The following is a 20,665-nucleotide window of genomic DNA, read 5'->3' as shown; positions in this document are numbered from 1 at the left end:
TGATGGACTAAGTTTACAAATAATTCGATATCACCATATATTATGGCAAGAAAACAAGATAAGAATACAGTAAAGAGGTTTAATAAAATCTCAATTGGGTTAGCATCTCCTGAGTCTATTTTAGCTGAGTCTAAAGGGGAAGTGTTAAAGCCAGAAACTATCAATTATCGAACTCATAAACCAGAGAGAGATGGTTTATTCTGTGAGCGTATTTTTGGTCCTGTAAAGGATTACGAATGTGCCTGTGGAAAATATAAGCGTATCCGCTACAAAGGTATTGTATGTGACCGTTGTGGTGTTGAAGTAACAGAGAAAAAAGTACGTCGTGATAGAGTAGGACACATTAATCTTGTTGTTCCTGTTGCTCACATTTGGTATTTCCGTTCTTTACCTAACAAAATAGGATATTTATTAGGATTACCTTCTAAGAAATTAGATATGATTATTTACTATGAACGCTACGTAGTAATTCAACCTGGTAATGCTAAAAATGAAGAAGGAGAACCATTACAAAAAATGGATTTCTTAACTGAAGAAGAATATCTAAATGTTTTAGAATCACTTCCTCAGGATAATCAATATTTAGAAGATACAGACCCTAATAAATTTCTAGCGAAAATGGGGGCTGAATGTTTAATTGATCTTTTAGCTCGTATAGATTTAGATGCATTATCTTATCAATTACGTCACAAAGCCAATACAGAAACGTCTAAACAACGTAAAACTGAAGCATTAAAACGTTTACAAGTTGTTGAAGCATTACGTGAATCTAACTTAAACAGAGAGAATCGTCCTGAATGGATGATTATGAAAGTTATACCTGTAATTCCACCAGAATTACGCCCGTTAGTGCCTTTAGATGGTGGTCGTTTTGCAACTTCAGATTTAAATGATTTATATCGTCGTGTAATTATTCGTAACAACCGTTTAAAACGTCTTGTTGAGATTAAAGCACCAGAAGTTATTTTGCGTAACGAAAAACGTATGTTACAGGAATCTGTAGATTCGTTATTCGATAACACTAGAAAAGCTTCAGCGGTAAAAACAGATTCTAACAGACCTTTAAAATCATTATCAGATTCACTTAAAGGTAAGCAAGGGCGTTTCCGTCAAAACTTACTTGGTAAGCGTGTTGATTATTCTGCACGTTCTGTAATTGTTGTTGGACCTGAAATGAGATTGTTTGAATGTGGATTGCCAAAAGGAATGGCAGCAGAACTTTACAAACCTTTTATTATAAGAAAATTAATAGAAAGAGGTATTGTAAAAACTGTAAAATCTGCAAAGAAAATTATAGATAAAAAAGAACCAGTGGTTTGGGATATCTTGGAAAACGTTCTTAAAGGACATCCAATATTACTAAACCGTGCACCTACATTACACAGACTTGGTATACAAGCATTTCAACCAAAATTAATCGAAGGTAAAGCGATTCAGTTACACCCATTAGTGTGTACAGCTTTTAACGCCGATTTTGATGGTGACCAGATGGCAGTACATTTACCATTAGGACCAGAAGCTATTCTTGAAGCGCAAATGTTAATGTTAGCGTCTCATAACATATTAAACCCAGCTAACGGTTCTCCTGTAACAGTACCTTCTCAGGATATGGTACTTGGTCTTTATTATATGACTAAGCCACGTAAATCGACTCCAGAAGTTAAAGTTAAAGGTGAAGGTTTGACCTTTTATTCTCCAGAAGAAGTAGAAATTGCTTTTAATGAGAAAAGTGTAGACTTAAATGCTAGTATTAAAGTAAGAACTTACGATTTTAACGAAGCAGGAGAAATTGTATTACAAATTATTGAAACGACTGTAGGACGTGTTTTATTTAACAATAAAGTACCTCATGCAGCTGGATATATCAACCAAGTGTTAACTAAAAAATCGTTAAGAGATATTATTGGTAATATCTTAAGATTAACTTCTGTTCCAGAAACAGCAGATTTCCTTGACGAAATTAAAACATTAGGTTACAAATTTGCATTCCAAGGTGGATTATCATTTAGTTTAGGTGATATTATTATCCCACCAGAAAAACAAGGTATGATCGATAAAGCTAATACTTTAGTCGATGGTATTATGGGTAACTATAACATGGGACTTATAACAAACAACGAACGCTATAACCAAGTTATTGATATCTGGACTTCAACAAATGCTGAATTGACTGAATTGTCAATGAAACGTATTCGTGAAGACCAACAAGGGTTTAACTCGGTATATATGATGCTTGATTCTGGAGCTCGTGGATCTAAAGAACAGATTCGTCAGCTTACAGGTATGCGTGGATTAATGGCGAAACCTAAAAAATCGAATGCAGGTGGAGGAGAAATTATTGAAAACCCGATTCTTTCTAACTTTAAGGAAGGTCTTTCAATTTTAGAATACTTTATCTCTACTCACGGTGCTCGTAAAGGTCTTGCCGATACGGCTCTTAAAACTGCCGATGCGGGTTACTTAACTCGTCGTTTGGTAGATGTATCTCAGGATGTTATTGTTAACAGCGAAGATTGTGGTACATTAAGAGGTGTAGAAGTTACTGCTTTAAAGAAAAATGATGAAATCGTAGAATCATTAGGAGAACGCGTTATTGGACGTGTATCTTTACATGATGTTTTCGATCCATTAACAGATGAATTATTAGTTTCTGAAGGTCAGTTAATTGATGATGATATCGCTGATAAAATTAATGAATCGCCTTTAGATGCTGTAGAAGTACGTTCTGCGTTAACTTGTGAAGCTAAAAAAGGTATTTGTGCTAAATGTTACGGTCGTAACCTATCTACCAATAAAATGGTACAATTAGGTGAAGCTGTTGGTGTTGTTGCGGCTCAATCTATTGGAGAACCAGGAACACAGTTAACATTACGTACTTTCCACGTTGGTGGTATTGCAGGTAACATTTCTGAAGACAATAAACTTATTGTTAAGTTTGATGGAATTGCTGAAATTGAAGAACTTAAAACAGTTAAAGGTGTAGATGGTGAAGGAAATGCAGTTGATATTGTAATTTCTCGTACATCTGAACTTAAACTTATCGATAAGAAAACTGGAATAACTTTAAGTACAAACAATATCCCTTACGGTTCTACTGTGTATATAGACAATGGAGCTGAACTTAAAAAAGGAGATGTGGTATGTCAATGGGATCCATATAACGGTGTAATTATTTCTGAATTTGCTGGTAAAGTACGTTACGAAAACATCGAACAAGGTATCACTTACCAAGTAGAAATTGATGAGCAAACAGGGTTCCAAGAGAAAGTAATTTCTGAATCTAGAAACAAAAAATTAATTCCAACCCTTCATGTAGATGATGCTAAAGGAAACCCTATCCGTTCTTACAACTTACCAGTTGGAGCACACTTAATGATAGATGATGGTGAAAAGATTGGAGTTGGTAAAATTTTAGTGAAAATTCCTCGTAAATCTGCTAAAGCAGGGGATATTACAGGAGGTTTACCTCGTGTAACCGAATTATTCGAAGCACGTAACCCTTCTAACCCAGCAGTTGTTAGTGCTATTGATGGAGTTGTTACTTTTGGTAAAATTAAGCGTGGTAACCGTGAAATTATTGTAGAATCTAAATTAGGAGATATTAAGAAATACCTAGTTAAATTATCTAATCAAATCTTAGTACAAGAAAATGATTTCGTAAAAGCAGGTATGCCTCTTTCTGATGGTTCTATTACACCAAACGATATATTAAATATTAAAGGCCCTTCAGCTGTACAACAGTACTTAGTGAACGAAGTTCAAGAAGTATACCGTTTACAAGGGGTGAAAATTAACGATAAGCACTTCGAAGTTGTTGTAAGACAAATGATGCGTAAAGTTAGAATTATTGATTCTGGTGATACTATTTTCTTAGAAGATCAATTAGCTCATAAAGCTGACTTTATTGAAGAAAATGATAAAATTTTCGGATTGAAGATTGTTGAAAGTGCAGGTGAATCTACTAATCTTAAAGAGGGGCAATTAATATCGCCTTTCACATTAAGAGATGAAAATTCATTCTTACGTCGTGAAGATAAAGAACTTGTTACTGCTAGAGATGCACAGCCTGCAACGGCTACGCCAATCTTACAAGGTATTACAAGAGCGTCACTTCAAACAAAATCGTTTATCTCTGCGGCATCGTTCCAAGAAACTACAAAAGTTCTTAACGAAGCAGCCGTAGCTGGTAAAATTGACTACTTAGAAGGTCTTAAAGAAAATGTAATTGTAGGACACAAAATTCCAGCTGGTACTGGTATGCGTAAATACGATCATATTATCGTAGGATCTAAAGAAGAGTTTGACGAAATGATGCAAGCTAAAAAACAAGAAGTTAATTTTAATTAATACAAATCGTCCCGTGTAAGCGGGACTATTTTACCCCAACGCAGGTTGGGTTTTCTTAAAAATTTTAAAATCCTGCCCAATATAATTGAGCAGGATTTTTTTATACTAAAAATAATAGAGATATGGCAGACGAAAAAGATCCTCTTAAGCCAGGACAAATAAATATAGAATTAGACGAAAAAATTGCAGAAGGTATTTATTCTAACTTAGCAATTATTAATCATTCAGTTTCAGAATTTGTAGTAGATTTTGTTAGCATTATGCCTGGGACTCCTAAGAGCAAAGTAAAGTCTAGAATTATATTAACTCCACAACATGCTAAACGTTTATTAAAAGCCTTAGCAGATAATGTAAACAGGTTTGAAAACGCACATGGTGAAATTAAAGATTACGAGCAACCACCAATTCCATTAAATTTTGGACCAACTGGTGAAGCCTAGTAGATGATTTAAAAGATTCACATAGAAAATAGGGTAGGTTGCTCGAAATAGTTTTTCTAAGCAACCATCAATTCCATTAAACTTTGGACCTACTGGTGAAGCTTTAAAAAAAAAATATTATATAAAAAAAGCCCTTTGATATTATCAAAGGGCTTTTTTATAATAAAGATTCTATTTAATCAAATTCCGAAGTTAAATGGAATTTAATGTTTGGATATTTTTGTTCTGTCATCTGTAAAGAGAATTGAGAGTCTGCTAAGAATACCAATTGATTTCTTTTGTCTTTAGCTAAGAAACGTTGTTTTACACGTAAGAATTCTTTAAACTCATCACTTTTTTTGTCTACAGGTTCTACCCAACATGCTTTAAAAACATTTAAGTTTTCATACGTACATTTAGCACCATATTCGTGTTCTAAACGGTACTGAATAACTTCGTATTGTAATGCTCCAACTGTACCAATTACTTTTCTTCCGTTAAGTTCAAGTGTAAATAATTGGGCAACACCTTCATCCATTAATTGGTCAATTCCTTTATTTAGTTGCTTCGATTTTAAAGGATCGGCGTTATTTATATATCTAAAGTGTTCAGGAGAAAAACTCGGAACACCTTTGTAGTTAATAATTTCACCTTCAGTAAATGTGTCTCCAATTTTAAAACTTCCAGTGTCTTGTAAACCTACAATGTCTCCAGGATATGAAATATCTACAATCTCTTTCTTTTCAGCAAAGAAGGCATTAGGACTAGAAAATTTTACTTTTTTATTACTTCTTACATGTAAGTAAGGTGCGTTACGCTTAAATTCTCCAGAAACAATTTTAACAAACGCTAGACGGTTTCTATGGTTTGGATCCATGTTGGCATGAATTTTAAACACAAACCCACTAAATTTATTCTCATCGGGTTGTACCAGACGCTCTTCACTTTGTTTAGCTCTTGGTTTAGGAGCAATGTCTACGAAACAATCTAACAATTCGCGAACACCAAAATTATTTAAGGCCGAACCAAAAAACACAGGTTGTAAGTGTCCGTCTAAATATTGTGTTTTATCAAATTGCGGATAAATACCATCTACCAATTCAATTTCTTCTCTTAGTGTAGCAGCCGCTTTTTCTCCAACTATTTTATCTAATTCTGGAGAGGCTAAATCTGAAATTTCTATAGTTTCTTCAATATCTTTTCTGCTATCTCCACTAAAAAGATTTACATTTTTTTCCCAAATGTTGTAAATTCCTTTAAAGTCGTAACCCATTCCTATAGGAAAACTTAAGGGTACAACTTTTAAACCTAGTTTTTGTTCAACCTCATCTAATAAATCGAAAGCATCTTTACCTTCACGGTCCATTTTGTTTATAAAAACAATCATAGGAATGTTCCGCATACGACAAACTTCAACTAATTTCTCTGTTTGTTCTTCAACCCCTTTTGCAACATCAATTACCACAATTACACTATCTACTGCAGTAAGTGTTCTAAAAGTATCTTCAGCAAAATCCTTGTGTCCAGGTGTATCAAGAATATTAATTTTTATACCATTATATTCAAAAGCTAAAACAGAGGTAGCTACAGAAATCCCACGCTGGCGTTCAATTTCCATAAAGTCACTCGTAGCTCCTTTTTTAATTTTATTACTTTTTACGGCCCCAGCTTCTTGAATAGCTCCACCAAAAAGAAGTAATTTTTCTGTTAATGTTGTTTTTCCGGCATCGGGATGCGATATAATTCCGAAGGTACGACGTCTGTTTATTTCACTTTTAAAACTCATAATAATTCTTGAAAATAGGTCGCAAAGATACTATTATTAGTAAGAAATGTAATAAATGATGCAGTGCCTTTTTAATTTTATCTTCACATTAACGTATTTTATAATTTTACTTGGTACTTTTACATTATGACAGAAGAACACGTAATATTAGTTAACGAAAAAGACGAACAAATAGGGCTTATGCCTAAATTAGAAGCACATGAAAAGGGTGTATTACACAGAGCCTTTTCTGTTTTTATTTTTAATGACGATAATGAATTAATGTTGCAACAACGTGCATTAGATAAATATCATACTCCAGGATTGTGGACCAACACATGTTGTAGTCATCAGCGTGAAGGAGAATCTAATGTTGAAGCAGGAAGAAGACGTTTGCAAGAAGAAATGGGATTTGTTACCGCGATAGAAGAATCTACTTCTTTTGTTTATAAATCACCTTTTGAAAACGGATTAACAGAACATGAATACGATCATATTTTAATTGGATACTTTAGTGGGAAACCAAATATAAACCCAGATGAAGTTGCCGATTGGAAATGGATGTCTTTAGATGCTGTAAAAGCAGATATTAAATTACATCCAGAATTATATACTTCATGGTTTAAAATTATTTTTGATAAGTTTTATGATTATATAAATATCTCGTAATAAATGATAGCAAAAGTTAGTAGACAAGGGTATTTTAATGCAGCCCACAGGTTATTTAGAAAGGATTGGACAGATGAAAAAAATCAATTGATTTTTGGCAGATGTAACAATGCAAATTACCACGGACATAACTACGATGTTATTGTAAGTGTCTCTGGCGAAATTGATAAAGAAACAGGTTTTGTAATTGATTTAAAGATATTAAAACAACTAATAAAAGATGAAATTGAAGAGGCTTTTGATCATAAAAATCTTAACTTAGATGTGCCAGAATTTAAAGATTTAAATCCCACTGCAGAGAATATAGCAGTTGTTATTTACAATAAGCTAAAGCCTAAATTAGAGTCTCATCTACAGTTGGAAATTACACTTTACGAAACACCTAGGAACTTTGTAAGTTACTCAGGTAAATAAATATATTATGAAAAATTTAGTTTACCCAATTAAATTCTCACCGATTTTAAAAGAAAAAATTTGGGGCGGTGAAAAATTAAAATCTTTATTAAATAAGAAAAGTAATTCAACAGATGTTGGAGAGAGTTGGGAAATTAGTGATGTAGAAGGTGAGCCTTCAATAGTTGCTAATGGTGCATTAAAAGGAAAAACTTTAAAAAACCTTTTAGAAACTTATAAGGAAGACCTTATGGGGGTCCAGAACTATAGAATTTTTAAAAATAAATTTCCTTTATTAATTAAATTTATTGATGCTAAAGAAGATTTATCTATTCAACTGCACCCAAATGATGAGTTGGCCGCAAAACGTCATAATTCTTTTGGTAAAACAGAAATGTGGTATGTGATGCAAGCCGATGAAAATTCTAATTTAATTATAGGCTTTAAAGACAAAATAACGCCTGGTAATTATTTAGAGCATTTAGAAAATAAAACATTACCTGAAATTTTAAATACCGAGCGTGTTAAAGCAGGAGATACTTTCTTTATAGAAGTTGGTCGTGTTCATGCCATTGGTGCAGGTGTAATGCTTGCAGAAATACAGCAAACAAGCGATATTACTTATCGTGTTTACGATTGGGAACGTGTAGATGCAGCAGGTAATGAAAGAGAGTTACATACAGAACTAGCTTTAGACGCTATAGATTTTGAAATGGAAGATAACTTTAAAGTGTCTTACGAGAAAACTCCAAACGAGTCTAATGAGATGGTCAGTTGTCCTTATTTTACAACTCAATTTTTAGAGATTACAGAAACCTTATCGAAAACTAATATTCACGACTCGTTTCTAATATATATGTGTGTTGAAGGGGAAGCAGAAATTACCGTAAATGGTATTTCAGAAACGTTACAGACGGGAGAAACCGTTTTACTTCCAGCAGCTACAGAAGATTATCAAATCACTTCAAAACAAGCTAAGCTTTTAGAAGTTTATGTATAAAATAAAAAAATCCCGGGTGTAACACTCGGGAATTTTATTTAACAAGCAGTTTTTGTCTCTTTCAAGTAATCCTTGTCCAAGGTAAAACCAAATAGCGCACTACAAATCGTTTCATGATGATTATTGCTTTCTGGTTTAGGTTTAGTCACAATGACGTTAATTAAATAATTAGTATTAGTTTTTTTTATCAATTGCGCTTGAATAGTTAGTTCATCATTTAGAAATGCATTTTTATGCATTTTAAATTTAAAATCTTCAAGATCGGGGATGTCTTGTAAATAAAATTCTTTAATCGGGTAAGTTGCAACTGTTTTTACTTTGCTATAAAGATTATGCGGCAATAAAAATCCGTTTGCGTTACTTACATTTTTTGTTACAGTAAAAGGTACGTTGGTATTTATATGTGTGTTCATAATTATTTGTATTTAAGGATATATTAATGTGGGACTCAAGTAATAGTTGTGATACGTATGAAGCATGACGTTAATACGATTAGAACAAATAATAAACTTCTGGGAATTCTCTTTAATTGCTTTTAAGTTTTTCATGATTTTAAAATTTATATTAGTAATTGTTTAAAAATAAAAAAGGTGCCTTTAAAAAAGCACCTTTATTGTTTATCGTTATATTATATTATAGTTAACTCAATTCAAGATGCACGGGTTGCTTAGGTTTAAGCATGAAAATGACAATCGACTTCCACTGTTGTGAAATACGATTACACGCTTCGTTAATATGCATTTTGGTTATATTCATGTTATAAAAATAGGGATTATATTTTTATCCAACAATAATTAAAATGTATTTATAACAAATTATATTTAGGATTAATGTAATTTTGTGCTCAAATAAATACAATTTTATATTATGGCAAATGTTAGAGATCTTAAAAAGGACATTAATTTCGTTTTAGGAGATATTATTGAAGCTGTTTATGTTTGGCAATATACCAACACAGACAAAGATACTAAGCAAAGTGAAGCAATTATAGATGAAGCAATCGTTACTTTTGATGAATTAATTACAAAAGTTAATGATAAGCAAGCTGAAAACAAAAAAGCTCATTTTAAGGCAATTAACCAAGAGTTAGAAACTAAAGGGCGCGCGTTAATTGATAAAATTAATAATTTAAGCTAATTTTTTTTGAAAAAGATTTGCAGATATGAGAAATAGCTCTATCTTTGCACTCGATTTTCAAGCCGATGTAGCTCAGCTGGCTAGAGCAGCTGATTTGTAATCAGCAGGTCGTGGGTTCGAGTCCCTCCATCGGCTCTTTAAAAGTTCAATGTTTTTGCATTGAACTTTTTTTTTGTTCTAATATTTTATAACGTAAGTGGAATTAGATTTTAAATAAACTCAAAAACTTAATAAATTTACAAGATTATTAAAAAGAAACCTTTTTTTTGAAATCACTAAAAAGTAAAGAGTAAGTTTGAATTAAATTTTAGACGTTTTAATCGCTGTTTATTGTTTTATCTAATTAGAATATAAGCAGGGGGGTAAAAGTCTTTAAAATTAAAGGATATGATGTTTGTTTAATAGTGTTATAAACAGAATAAGAAAAGGAATATCTTTATAACAAAAAACCACTTTACATTTTATTGTAAAGTGGTTTTTTGTTACTAGTAATTTTAGTGTTATAAAACACTTTTTATAGCTTCAACCATTTTTGAAGCTCTTAGTTTTACTTCATCTTCTGTCCACGACAATTTAATTAAGCAAGAAATATTTCTTGCAATAAAATAATCAGACTGCTCGAATGTTTTAGTTTCTAGAGCACGTAATGCTTCTTTAGTTTGGGAAGGCATTGGAAATAATGTCTTAGCTTCTTTTAAGTGATTCCATTCTCTAACATAATGCCAGTTGTTATTGTAATAATGAAAACAACCGTCTATTCCTGCTGTTTTTAATGCAGACATAGCAGAATTAGTTATTTCTAAATCAGGTAAAAAGAAATTTATAAACGAATAGTTTTCTTCTCCTGCTTCAGGAATCGTTCTAAAAGTAAGCTCAGGAATACTATTTAGTGCTTCTTTTAAAATGGTGTAATGTTTTTTCTGAATGGCTATAAAATCGTTTAAACGTCTAACTTGTGCTAAACCAACAGCAGCATGAAGTTCAGAAATTCTAAAATTATAACCTAAAAAAGGATGCGTTTCAGCACCACGGTCTGATCCTTGGTGATCGTGACCATGATCGCTATAATGATCTGCCCAAGTAGCATAATCATCATTATTTGTAATTACAGCACCACCTTCTCCAGTTGTAATGGTTTTAACAAAATCGAATGAAAAACAACCTACATCTCCATAGCTTCCAAGTGGTTTTCCTTCATAGCTTCCTCCAATAGCCTGACAAGCATCTTCAATTAATTTTAGACCATAAGTCTCGCAAATTTGTTTAAGCTCTTTTAAACGCGCCATACCACCGCACATATGTACAGGCATAATAGCTTTTGTTTTTGTTGTAATGGCGTTTTTAACAGCTTCAATATCTAATGTTAATGTGTCATCTATATCTACAAGAATAGGAATAGCTCCTAACATTAAAACGGCTTCAAAACTGGCAACAAAAGTAAAGGTTGGTAAAATAACTTCGTCTCCAGCACCTACACCGGCAATGGCAAGTGCAACAGAAACAGCAGCAGTACCACTAGATACTAATTGCGCATGCTTAACTTGCATTTGCTTTTGTAATTCAGTTTCTAATTCTTTGGCTTTCCAATGTCCATTTCGCATAGCATCAAAGCCATAACGCATTAAAATTCCACTATCAAGTACATCGTGTACTTCTTTCTGTTCAGCACTTCCAAAAAGTTCAAATCCAGGCATGAGGTATATTTAAAATTGATTTCAAATTTACGATTAAAGCAAGGAATAAAAAAGAAGAGAAAAAGAAGATTCAAAATCTTTAAGTCTTACATATGAATGATGCTATCTGAAATAGGTTTTCTTACTTTTTTCAATTCAGAAAACATATCGTCTTTTGCACGATACCCAATAGGAAGTACTAAAACCGACTTTAAGTTTTTGTTTTCAAGTTGTAATAATTTGTCGTATTCTGAGGGAATAAATCCTTCCATAGGGCAGGAGTCTATTTCTTCTATGGCACAAACAGTAAGTAAATTTCCTAGTGTTAAATATGCTTGTTTTTTGGCCCAAGCTTCAATCTCTAATTGTTCTTTAATTTCAAAATCATTGATTAAAAATGTTTTGAAAGGATTCAAAACAGTATCAGGTGTGTTTCGTAACGCTTTAACTCTTGAAAAATAATTATTAATAAATGTTTTATCAATAACAGTTTCTATACAGATTACTAGAACGTGAGAAGCCTGCCCAATTTGTTCCTGATTCATAGAGGCTGTCACTAGTTGTGCTTGCAATATTTTATTTTTTACAACCACCAATTTTACAGGTTGTAAGCCGTAAGAGGTTGCTGTTAAATTAAAGGATTCTAAAAGAATATTGATTTTTTGATCATCGATAATTTTAGAGTTATCGAATTTTTTTGTTGCATATCTCCATTGCAATTGTTTAATAATATCCATACATTTATTTAATAGATGTCAAAAATAGGATTTGAAACCGACTTTATTTCATATAACTATGAATTATTAATGAGAACTTAGCTAAATAAGTTTGAAATTTGTAAAAAATATAAATTCACAACCCTTTGAAATTTATATTATTAGAAGTGTGATTTAAAAAAGTTTTAATTTTTTTTCTTTTTTCTTTGAATAAATCGAAAAAGCGTCTTATATTTGCACCCGCATTCAGGGAATACCTGATGAGACACTCGGAGAATTGGCAGAGTGGTCGAATGCGGCAGTCTTGAAAACTGTTGAGGGTCACACCTCCGGGGGTTCGAATCCCTCATTCTCCGCAAAAACCCCGTAACAGTAATGTTATGGGGTTTTGTATTTAATGAATGTTGTTTAAATGGCATCCCTACTTTTAAGAGATGTGTTTATTAAGTTGTATTTATTTTCTTTTAACATCTTTTACATCTGTATTGTAGTAAATACAGAAATATCAAACATAAGTATTCTTGCATTTTACTGTGAATTTGATAATCCTTAGTGTCTTTTATAATCAAAAAAACTACTTTTATTATTTTATAATTAATATAAGAATGTCCTTTTGTTTGCTAATTCGGTAAAAAGATAACCTTGTTATGTCTTTCTTTATGAATTTGACTCATTCTATTCGCTAATTAAATATATATTAGTGTAAAATTAACCTTTAGTTAAACTTCAAGATCAGGTTTGTAATAATTTCTAAAACTTCTTTTCATAATTAATCTAATTTATGTTCAATTCCGATATAGAGATTTTAAAAGGTTTAAAAGATGACGATAAAAGAGCCTTAACCTTGTTATATAATACGTATTGGAAAGTGCTTTTTATTTCATCTTATAATCTTTTAAAAGATAAAGAGGTTTGTGAAGAAATTATTCAAGATGTTTTTATAGATATATGGAATAAGCGAAAAGATCTAGAAATAAAGGTCTCGTTACAAAGTTATCTTTATGCTTGTGTTAGATATAAAGTCTTTGCTGAATTTAGATCTAATAAAGTAATGCGAGTAGAACTCTTCGAAGAATTGGATAGGCGTATGCAATATGCCACACCGGAAACAAAAATTATGCATAAAGAACTTAAACAACATATTAAATTTGTTGTAGAAAGTTTACCCGAAAAATGCCAAAGAGTTTATAAACTAAGCCGGAACGAACAACTAAGCCATAAAGAAATTGCCAAGCAATTAAATATTTCTATTAAAACAGTAGAAAACCATATTACAAATGCACTTCGTATTTTAAGAGCTTCTCTAGGACAGGTTTTATTTATCCTACTTTTCTTCAATTATTAATGTCCTAATCTTACTTTTTTAAATTTTTTACTCTGAATTTTCAACATGTTTTACCTTTAATTTCTGTGTATAATGTGGTGTTTTGCTGTAGTTTGGTTAATTATTTTTAATAAAATCATAAAATAATTGAATTTTGTTTAGGGGGTGTTTGGTTTTTTAGACACTTACTTTATATAACACAAAAGTTTTTCGCATACATTTTATGGAATACCAGCAAAATACAAATCAAGATTTTCAAGACTTAATAGAAAAATACCTCGATGGTAAAATAAAAATCGAGGAAGTAAAAAAGCTTGTTAATTATTATGAAAGTTTTCAAGAAAGTCATGAGTGGGTTGAAGAACTGGGGGCAGAACATACCATAAAAAATAAAGTTCTTATAAATATTCTAGAATCGATTCAGTCTGAAGAATCTACACAACGTATTCCTTTTTATAAAAAAGTGGTATTTAAATATGCTGTGGCAGCATCTGTCTTATTACTTGTTTCTCTCGGTTTTCTGTTTAAACAAAATAAGAGTACAGAAGTGCCTATTCGTGTTGTAGATACTCCAATTATTATAGGGTCTGATAAGGCTACATTAACTTTAGAAGATGGGACAAATGTTGTTTTAGATAAGCAAGGAATGTATCAATCTAAAAAACTAACGAGTGACGGAAAGTCGTTGATTTACAATAAATCTGATAAACAAAATATAGCATTAGAGTATAATTATTTAACCATCCCAAGAGGAGGTCAGTTTTTTGTAACACTATCAGATGGGACAAAAGTGTGGTTAAATTCAGAATCTAAATTAAAATATCCGGTAAATTTTATTGCAGGACAACCTAGAGAAATAGAGTTGGTGTATGGCGAAGCGTATTTAGAAGTTTCTAAAAGTTATAAGCACAATGGCGATGCATTTATTTTAAAAACAAACGAACAAAACATCAGAGTTTTAGGGACGGTCTTTAATGTAAAAGCGTATAAAGACGAAACAGATATTTTAACCACTTTGGTTGAAGGTAGCGTTTCTGTTAGTAATGGAATTAGTAAAAACATTTTAAAACCAGGACAACAATCAAAATTATCTCAAACTAAAAACGATTTTAAAATTTACAATGTAGATGTAGATGAGCATATTTCTTGGCGTAATGGCGAATTTAGTTTTACTAATAAATCTTTAGAAGATATTACAAAGGTGCTTTCTAGATGGTATGATGTAGATATTGAAATTGAAAATACAGAAATGAAAAAAATTGGGTTTACAGGTGTAATAAGTAAGCGTCAGTCTATAAAATATATATTAGATATTATAAAAAACACAAACAATATGACCTATAAAATAGAAGGTAATAAAATAGTTATAGAATAAAAAAATAGGGATAAAACGTAACATCTCACAGCCAGTTATATCCCTGTGTAATTGATTAATTAACCAATATGTAAATTTATGAAAAAAAACATTACTAATCCGCTTCTCTTTGCGAAGAGGAGGTTTTTAACGCTCATCATGAAAACATTTATTTTTCTTTTTTCGATGTCTGTTTTTAGTTTATCTCCTAAAAATGGATTTTCACAGAATACTAAAATTGAAATAGCAGACAATCAATTGCTTTCAGTAGATGAAGTGTTTAAAATGATTAAGAATCAGACAGATTACACTTTTATTTATAGAGCAGATCTGTTTAAGAACTATCCTAAAGTCAGTTTAAAAAAAGGAAGTATCAAAGCCGGAGATTTGTTAGAGAAAACATTGTCTAATGGCGATTTTATTTACGAATTTTCACCAGAGCACACCATTCTCATTAAAGACAAGGTTGTTGTAAGTAACGTTCAGCAATTACTTATTAAAGGTAATGTTGTAGATAAAACGGGGATGCCTCTACCTGGGGCTTCTGTAATTGAAAAAGGTACAAATAATGGTGTGACAACAGATTTTGATGGTGATTTTAAAATTAACGTCAGTAAAGAAAATACCATATTAGTGGTTAGTTTTTTAGGGTATTTGCCACAAGAAGTTACTGCAACTTCTGCTAGTGATATTAAAATAGTTTTAAAAGAAAATGCTGAAAATTTAGATGAAGTTCTTGTTGTTGCTTACGGCGAGCAAAGTAAAAGTTCGTTTACAGGTTCAGCTGTTGGTGTAGACCTAGCAAAGGTTGAAGAGATGCCAACATCTTCTTTTCAAGAGACTTTACAAGGTAATGTGTCCGGAGTACAAATGTCTTCTGCTAGTGGGCAACCCGGATATTCACAAGATATTTTAATTAGAGGTGTTGGATCTATAAATGCAGATTCTAATCCGTTATACGTGGTAGATGGAATTCCTGTTGTTTCAGGAGATATCTCAACATTAGCGACAAGTTCTAATACAATTGCTGGAATTAATTCTAAAGATATTGAAACCATTACAGTATTAAAAGATGCATCTGCAACATCTATTTACGGATCTAGAGGTGCAAATGGTGTGATTTTAATTACAACTAAAAAAGGAAAATCTGGAAAAACTAAATTCGATTTTAGTACTCAATACGGTGTAAGTGAAATGATTTTTTCTGATAGAAATAAATTATTGAATACTGCAGAGAGTTTAGAACTATTAATAGAAAGTCGTGTAAATATTGGTGAAAGTTATGATGAAGCAGAACAATATATTTATGATAATGTAGACGAGAATGTAGATACAGACTGGAAAGATGTAATTACAAGAACAGGACAGTATAAGCAATACGGATTTAGCGCTAGTGGTGGTAATGAAAATACAGTGTTTTATTCTTCAGTAGGAATTTACGATCAAGAGTCGGTTATTATTGGTGTAGATTATAAAAAGTTGAATGCGAAATTGAATGTAAATCATCAAGCCACCGATAAATTATCTATGAATTTTGGAGTGTCTGCAAGTAACCAAGTGTTACATACAATAAGTGAGGCCGGAAGTGCATATAACCCAGTTAGAGCCATGTACAGAGAAGTGCCTTGGCAACCTGTTTATAATGAAGATGGCTCTTACAATACAGATATTTTACTTACCTATAATCCTGTGGGATTAGTTGAAGAAAACGAAAGAGAATCTAAATTATATGGAATTTTAGGGAATATTGGTGTGAATTATGATTTTACAGAGAATTTGTCTTTTGAAACCAAAGCAAATATTGATTTCAATTTAGCTGATGAGTTTCAGTATGATAATCCTTATTTTGGAGCCGGTAGAAATGATGGCGGTCGTGGGCAATCTTCAGACAATATTGTTTTAAATTGGAATGTAACAAACTTACTGAAGTATAAGTTAAACTTAAATGAAGATAATACCTTTAACTTCTTATTAGGTCAGGAAGCACAAAAAATAAATAGCAGTTCTGTGTATGCTTATGCAAGCAATTATGGTGCAGAAGGACTAACGACTCTAGACAATGCATCTGTATATAAGGATGCATCTAGTACAAAAACAGCTTCTTCATTATCTTCATTATTCTTCAATGTCAGTTATTCCTTTAAAAATAAATACTATTTAAATGTAACAGGAAGGCGAGATGGTTCTTCAAGATTTGGATCGGATGTTAGATATGCGAATTTCGGATCTGTAGGTGCTGGTTGGAATATTGATCAAGAAGTGTTTATGAAGGATGTTTCATTTATTAGTAAACTAAGATTAAGGTCTAGTTATGGGGTAAATGGAAATCAAGAAATTGGCGATTTTGCTTCTAGGGGTTTATATAGTACTGGAGACGATTATAATGGTGAACCAGGATATTCTTACAGTCAGCAATCTAATCCGTCTTTAACTTGGGAAAAGAACAAGCCTTTTAATGTTGGTTTAGATTTCGGATTATTTAATCGTTTGTCTGGTACGGTAGAATATTATACCAGAAAAACATCTAATTTATTGTTTGAAGTACCAATATCTTCAACCAATGGCCTTACTAGTTATTTAGATAATGTAGGTGAAATGAGAAATAGTGGTGTAGAACTATCTTTATCTGCAAGAATATTCGATAATCCTAATGGGTTTTCATGGAAATCAGATTTTAATATTACAACAAATACCAATGAAATTACGAAACTAACCAATGACGAATCTATAGTTGGTGATAATTATATTCGTGAAGTAGGGAGTGATTTCTATACGTTCTATATGCCAGGTTATGCCGGAGTAGATAGTGCAAATGGTAATGCATTATGGTATACAGATGGTACAGAAACGGCAACGACAAGTGTATATAGCGAAGCAGAATCTTATGAGCAGGGAAGTGCTTTGCCTAACTTTTATGCAGGTTTTACAAATACCTTTAGCTATAAAAACTTTAGCTTATCTGTTATGGTATTCTTAAACGAAGGAAATAAAGTATACGATACTTGGGGACGATACGTAGCAAGTGATGGAAGTGCCGAATTAAACGATCGTGGAAATTTAACACGTAAAATTTACGAGAACAGATGGCAACAACCTGGAGATATTACCGATGTACCAAAAGTAGTTTGGGGAAACACACAATCGGGATTATCTAATCAACATTCAACACGATTTTTATATGATGGGACGTATCTTAGATTAAGAGATATTACACTAGCATATCAGTTTCCGAGTGAATTGGTTGAAAAATTGAAAGTCAGTAACATTAGATTCTATCTTAAAGGAACTAATACGTTAACATGGGTAAAAGACAAAGGTTTAGAAATAGATCCTGAAGTCGGTATTGATGGTACAGCTAACTTAAGAATCCCAATTTCAAGACAATTCTTAATGGGATTAGATTTTTCATTTTAAAAACAAAAACACATGATCGTAAAATTTAAACATATATTAATTATTGCTACGGCGGTATTCACCGTTTCATGTAGTGAATCTTTTTTAGATATAGATCCGGAACAAAGTATTGCAGCAGAAAATGCTATTGTAGATCTATCTAGTTTACAAACCTCTATATATGGTGTATATAGTAAATTACAGAGTAATGATTATTATGGAAGAACAATGTATGTGATTCCAGAATTAATGGCAGACAACTTATATCTTAGTTCCAGAAATACTGGACGTTATTTAGAATTTGAAAACTTTGTAGTCTCAGAAAGGAATACAGAAGTAGAAGGTTTTTGGGATGCGAGTTACGAAGTTATTGTAAATGCAAACCGTGCTATTGATGGCGGAGAAAAAATAGAAACGTCTAATACTTTAGAACAAAGTGCTATTAATCAATTAGTAGGTGAAGCTTATGCTATTAGAGCATTAACGTATTTTGACTTAGTAAGAATGTTTGCGCAACCTTATAATTATACTGCAGATGCTAGCCATTTGGCTGTGCCTGTAATTACAGAAGTTAATATAGATGTTACTTCTCCTTCAAGAAATACAGTGAACGAGGTGTATACACAAGTTAAAGCCGATTTATTATCTGCTTTAGATTTATTACAGGATGATAAAGGAGAAGGTACGTTTTCTAAAGGTGCCGTTAACGGATTGTTGGCTAGAGTTGCTTTATATGAAGAAGATTATGTAAATGCAATTAAATATAGTTCTGAAGTTATAGATAATGGAGGATATACGTTAATTTCTAATACAGATTATACAACACTTTGGAGTTCAGATTTTAATACTGAAACGCTTTTTGAAATCGTAAATACAGTCTCAGATAACGAAGGTAGTAATAGTCTTGGTCACTTTTTTAGTGTAGATGGTTATGCAGATGCTTTAGTTACTACAGATTTATACAACCTTTACGGAGATCAGGATGTTAGAGCAGAAGCTGTCCTTTCTGGAGAAAAACCAAGTGCAGAAACAGATGCACTTTTTGTAAATAAATTTCCTAATGGTACCACTGCCGATGATAATATTAAAATCTTACGTTTAGCAGAACAGTATTTAATAAGAGCAGAGGCTTATCTTAAAGAAGGGCAAACAACTTTAGCTCAAGAAGATTTAAATGTTATTGTAAAAAGAGGAAATCCAGCAGCTTTAAACATTACAGAAACAGGAACGGACTTGCTAAATCGTATTCTTGAAGAACGAAGAAAAGAATTGGCTTTTGAAGGACACAGATTGTTTGATTTAAATAGAAATAAAATGGATCTCACAATAATTCAATCAGATCAAGAATTGGTAGTAAGTTACCCAAACGATAAATTTATACTTCCAATTCCATTGTCAGAAATTAATTCAAATCCAAATATAGAACCACAAAACCCTGGATATTAAATGATATCAATTGAAGTTAAACCATACTTATTACTTAAAAAGCATGTGTTTAGAATTGCAGGAGGAGCTCGAACGAGCACTCCTGTTGTATTAGTCAGATTAAAATATGAAGATTTTGAAGGTTATGGGGAGGCATCTATGCCTCCTCTTTATGGAGAAACGATTGCCTCGGCACAAAATTTTATTAAAACGTTAGATTTTAGTAATATAACGTATCCGTTTGATGTAGAAAATATTTCAGCCTATTTAGATGCTCACGCAAAAGGAAATTCAGCGGCTAAAGCAGCTATAGATATGGCGTTGCATGATCTTATCGGAAAAATAGAACAGGTGCCTTTATACCAGTATTTTAATTTGCCCAAAGCAGAATTAAAGACCAGTAAAACAATAGGTATAGATAGTGCTAAAATTATTGAAGAACGGGTAGCAGAAGCCGATGCATTTCAGTATTTAAAAATTAAACTTGGAGGAGATAATGATGCCGAAATTATAAAAGCTGTAAGACATGTTACAGACAAACCTTTATTTGTGGATGCTAATCAGGGGTGGACAAGTAAAGAAGAAGCACTAGATAAAATTGAATGGCTAAAGGAAGAAAATATAGTTTTTATTGAACAACCTATGCCTAAAACAGCCTTTTCAGATATGGAATGGTTGGTGTCTAGAAGTCCTTTACCTTTAATTGGAGATGAAGGAATACAACGTTTAGAGGATGTGAAAACAGCTAGCCGTTTTTATCATGGCATTAATATAAAACTAATGAAATCTACAGGCTTACATGAAGCTTATAAGATGGCTAAAATGGCACAATCATTAAACTTAAAAATAATGTTAGGGTGTATGTCAGAAACTTCGTGTGCTATAGGTGCAGCAGTACATTTGGGAGCGATGGCAGATTGGATTGATTTAGATGGTAATTTAGGAGTCACTAACGATCCTTATCAAGGACACGACGTTAAAAATGGAATTATTTACCTCAACGATAATAGTGGAATTGGATTGATTAACCCCAATTGGGACAATATCTAA

At 32.1% G+C, this 20,665-nt stretch carries 15 protein-coding genes and 2 tRNA genes; 13 read left to right on the top strand and 4 right to left on the bottom strand.

The genetic code is table 11. The features are described 5' to 3' along the window. The first annotated feature begins 42 nt into the window (after positions 1 to 42). Together rpoC and Q1B05_RS09685 are read left to right on the top strand one after the other, a co-directional pair. Positions 43 to 4,347: a DNA-directed RNA polymerase subunit beta' gene (rpoC, locus tag Q1B05_RS09690; RefSeq protein ID WP_299780098.1), complete on the top strand. Its 4,305-nt coding sequence runs from the start codon at positions 43 to 45 to the stop codon at positions 4,345 to 4,347. 122 nt (positions 4,348 to 4,469) lie between these two features. After that, a complete protein-coding gene (locus tag Q1B05_RS09685) occupies positions 4,470 to 4,787 on the top strand; it encodes a DUF3467 domain-containing protein (protein WP_299780096.1) in 318 nt (105 codons plus the stop codon). A gap of 175 nt (positions 4,788 to 4,962) precedes the next feature. Here Q1B05_RS09685 and Q1B05_RS09680 read toward each other — a convergent pair whose 3' ends face one another. Beyond that, on the bottom strand, positions 4,963 to 6,552 hold the full coding sequence (locus Q1B05_RS09680) for a peptide chain release factor 3 (RefSeq protein WP_299780095.1): 1,590 nt from the start codon (positions 6,550 to 6,552) through the stop codon (positions 4,963 to 4,965). A gap of 126 nt (positions 6,553 to 6,678) precedes the next feature. Between Q1B05_RS09680 and idi the strand changes: the two genes are divergently transcribed. From idi to Q1B05_RS09665, 3 genes are read left to right on the top strand one after another with little or no spacing between them, the layout of a single operon-like run. Next, the gene (idi, locus tag Q1B05_RS09675; protein ID WP_299780094.1) at positions 6,679 to 7,200 is read left to right on the top strand and encodes an isopentenyl-diphosphate Delta-isomerase; all 522 of its coding nucleotides are present in this window, start codon (positions 6,679 to 6,681) and stop codon (positions 7,198 to 7,200) included. A 3-nt stretch (positions 7,201 to 7,203) separates the two neighbouring features. After that, positions 7,204 to 7,614: a 6-carboxytetrahydropterin synthase gene (locus tag Q1B05_RS09670; protein ID WP_299780092.1), complete on the top strand. Its 411-nt coding sequence runs from the start codon at positions 7,204 to 7,206 to the stop codon at positions 7,612 to 7,614. A 7-nt stretch (positions 7,615 to 7,621) separates the two neighbouring features. Further along, entirely contained in the window at positions 7,622 to 8,593 is a 972-nt protein-coding gene (locus Q1B05_RS09665) for a type I phosphomannose isomerase catalytic subunit (RefSeq protein ID WP_299780090.1), read from the top strand. 38 nt (positions 8,594 to 8,631) lie between these two features. Here the strand turns inward: Q1B05_RS09665 and Q1B05_RS09660 are convergent, their stop codons facing one another. Then, positions 8,632 to 9,006, bottom strand: coding sequence for a hypothetical protein (locus tag Q1B05_RS09660; RefSeq protein WP_299780088.1), 375 nt, complete (start codon positions 9,004 to 9,006; stop codon positions 8,632 to 8,634). Between the two features lie 454 nt (positions 9,007 to 9,460). On the opposite strand from Q1B05_RS09660, the gene Q1B05_RS09655 reads away from it, so the two are divergent. Both Q1B05_RS09655 and Q1B05_RS09650 read left to right on the top strand, forming a co-directional pair. Next, positions 9,461 to 9,730 (top strand): hypothetical protein, encoded by a 270-nt coding sequence (locus Q1B05_RS09655; protein WP_299780086.1) that lies wholly within the window; start codon positions 9,461 to 9,463, stop codon positions 9,728 to 9,730. Between the two features lie 61 nt (positions 9,731 to 9,791). Next, positions 9,792 to 9,865 (top strand) — tRNA-Thr (locus tag Q1B05_RS09650). A gap of 365 nt (positions 9,866 to 10,230) precedes the next feature. On the opposite strand, the gene Q1B05_RS09645 is transcribed toward Q1B05_RS09650, so the two are convergent. Beyond that, positions 10,231 to 11,424 (bottom strand): DegT/DnrJ/EryC1/StrS aminotransferase family protein, encoded by a 1,194-nt coding sequence (locus tag Q1B05_RS09645; RefSeq protein ID WP_299780084.1) that lies wholly within the window; start codon positions 11,422 to 11,424, stop codon positions 10,231 to 10,233. Positions 11,425 to 11,510: 86 nt separating this feature from the next. Next, entirely contained in the window at positions 11,511 to 12,140 is a 630-nt protein-coding gene (locus Q1B05_RS09640; protein ID WP_299780082.1) for an NAD(P)H-dependent oxidoreductase, read from the bottom strand. 250 nt (positions 12,141 to 12,390) lie between these two features. Between Q1B05_RS09640 and Q1B05_RS09635 the strand changes: the two genes are divergently transcribed. The 6 genes from Q1B05_RS09635 (at position 12,391) to Q1B05_RS09610 (ending at position 20,665) form a co-directional block, all read left to right on the top strand. Then, a tRNA-Ser gene (locus Q1B05_RS09635) sits at positions 12,391 to 12,475 on the top strand. Positions 12,476 to 12,900: 425 nt separating this feature from the next. Next, complete coding sequence (locus tag Q1B05_RS09630; RefSeq protein WP_299780080.1) at positions 12,901 to 13,464, top strand: RNA polymerase sigma-70 factor; 564 nt, start codon at positions 12,901 to 12,903, stop codon at positions 13,462 to 13,464. 202 nt (positions 13,465 to 13,666) lie between these two features. Further along, positions 13,667 to 14,818, top strand: coding sequence for a FecR family protein (locus tag Q1B05_RS09625; protein WP_299780078.1), 1,152 nt, complete (start codon positions 13,667 to 13,669; stop codon positions 14,816 to 14,818). 138 nt (positions 14,819 to 14,956) lie between these two features. Further along, positions 14,957 to 18,211 (top strand): TonB-dependent receptor, encoded by a 3,255-nt coding sequence (locus Q1B05_RS09620; protein WP_299780076.1) that lies wholly within the window; start codon positions 14,957 to 14,959, stop codon positions 18,209 to 18,211. A gap of 12 nt (positions 18,212 to 18,223) precedes the next feature. Beyond that, positions 18,224 to 19,636 carry a RagB/SusD family nutrient uptake outer membrane protein gene (locus Q1B05_RS09615; protein WP_299780074.1) on the top strand — a complete coding sequence of 471 codons (1,413 nt, stop codon included), beginning with the start codon at positions 18,224 to 18,226 and terminating at the stop codon, positions 19,634 to 19,636. Beyond that, positions 19,637 to 20,665, top strand: coding sequence for a dipeptide epimerase (locus Q1B05_RS09610; protein ID WP_299780072.1), 1,029 nt, complete (start codon positions 19,637 to 19,639; stop codon positions 20,663 to 20,665).

Source organism: uncultured Formosa sp. (assembly GCF_947500765.1).
Classification (GTDB): Bacteria; Bacteroidota; Bacteroidia; order Flavobacteriales; family Flavobacteriaceae; genus Formosa.
The sequence above is the reverse complement of the archived record's forward strand: the minus strand, read 5'-3'. Positions and strand labels throughout refer to the sequence as shown.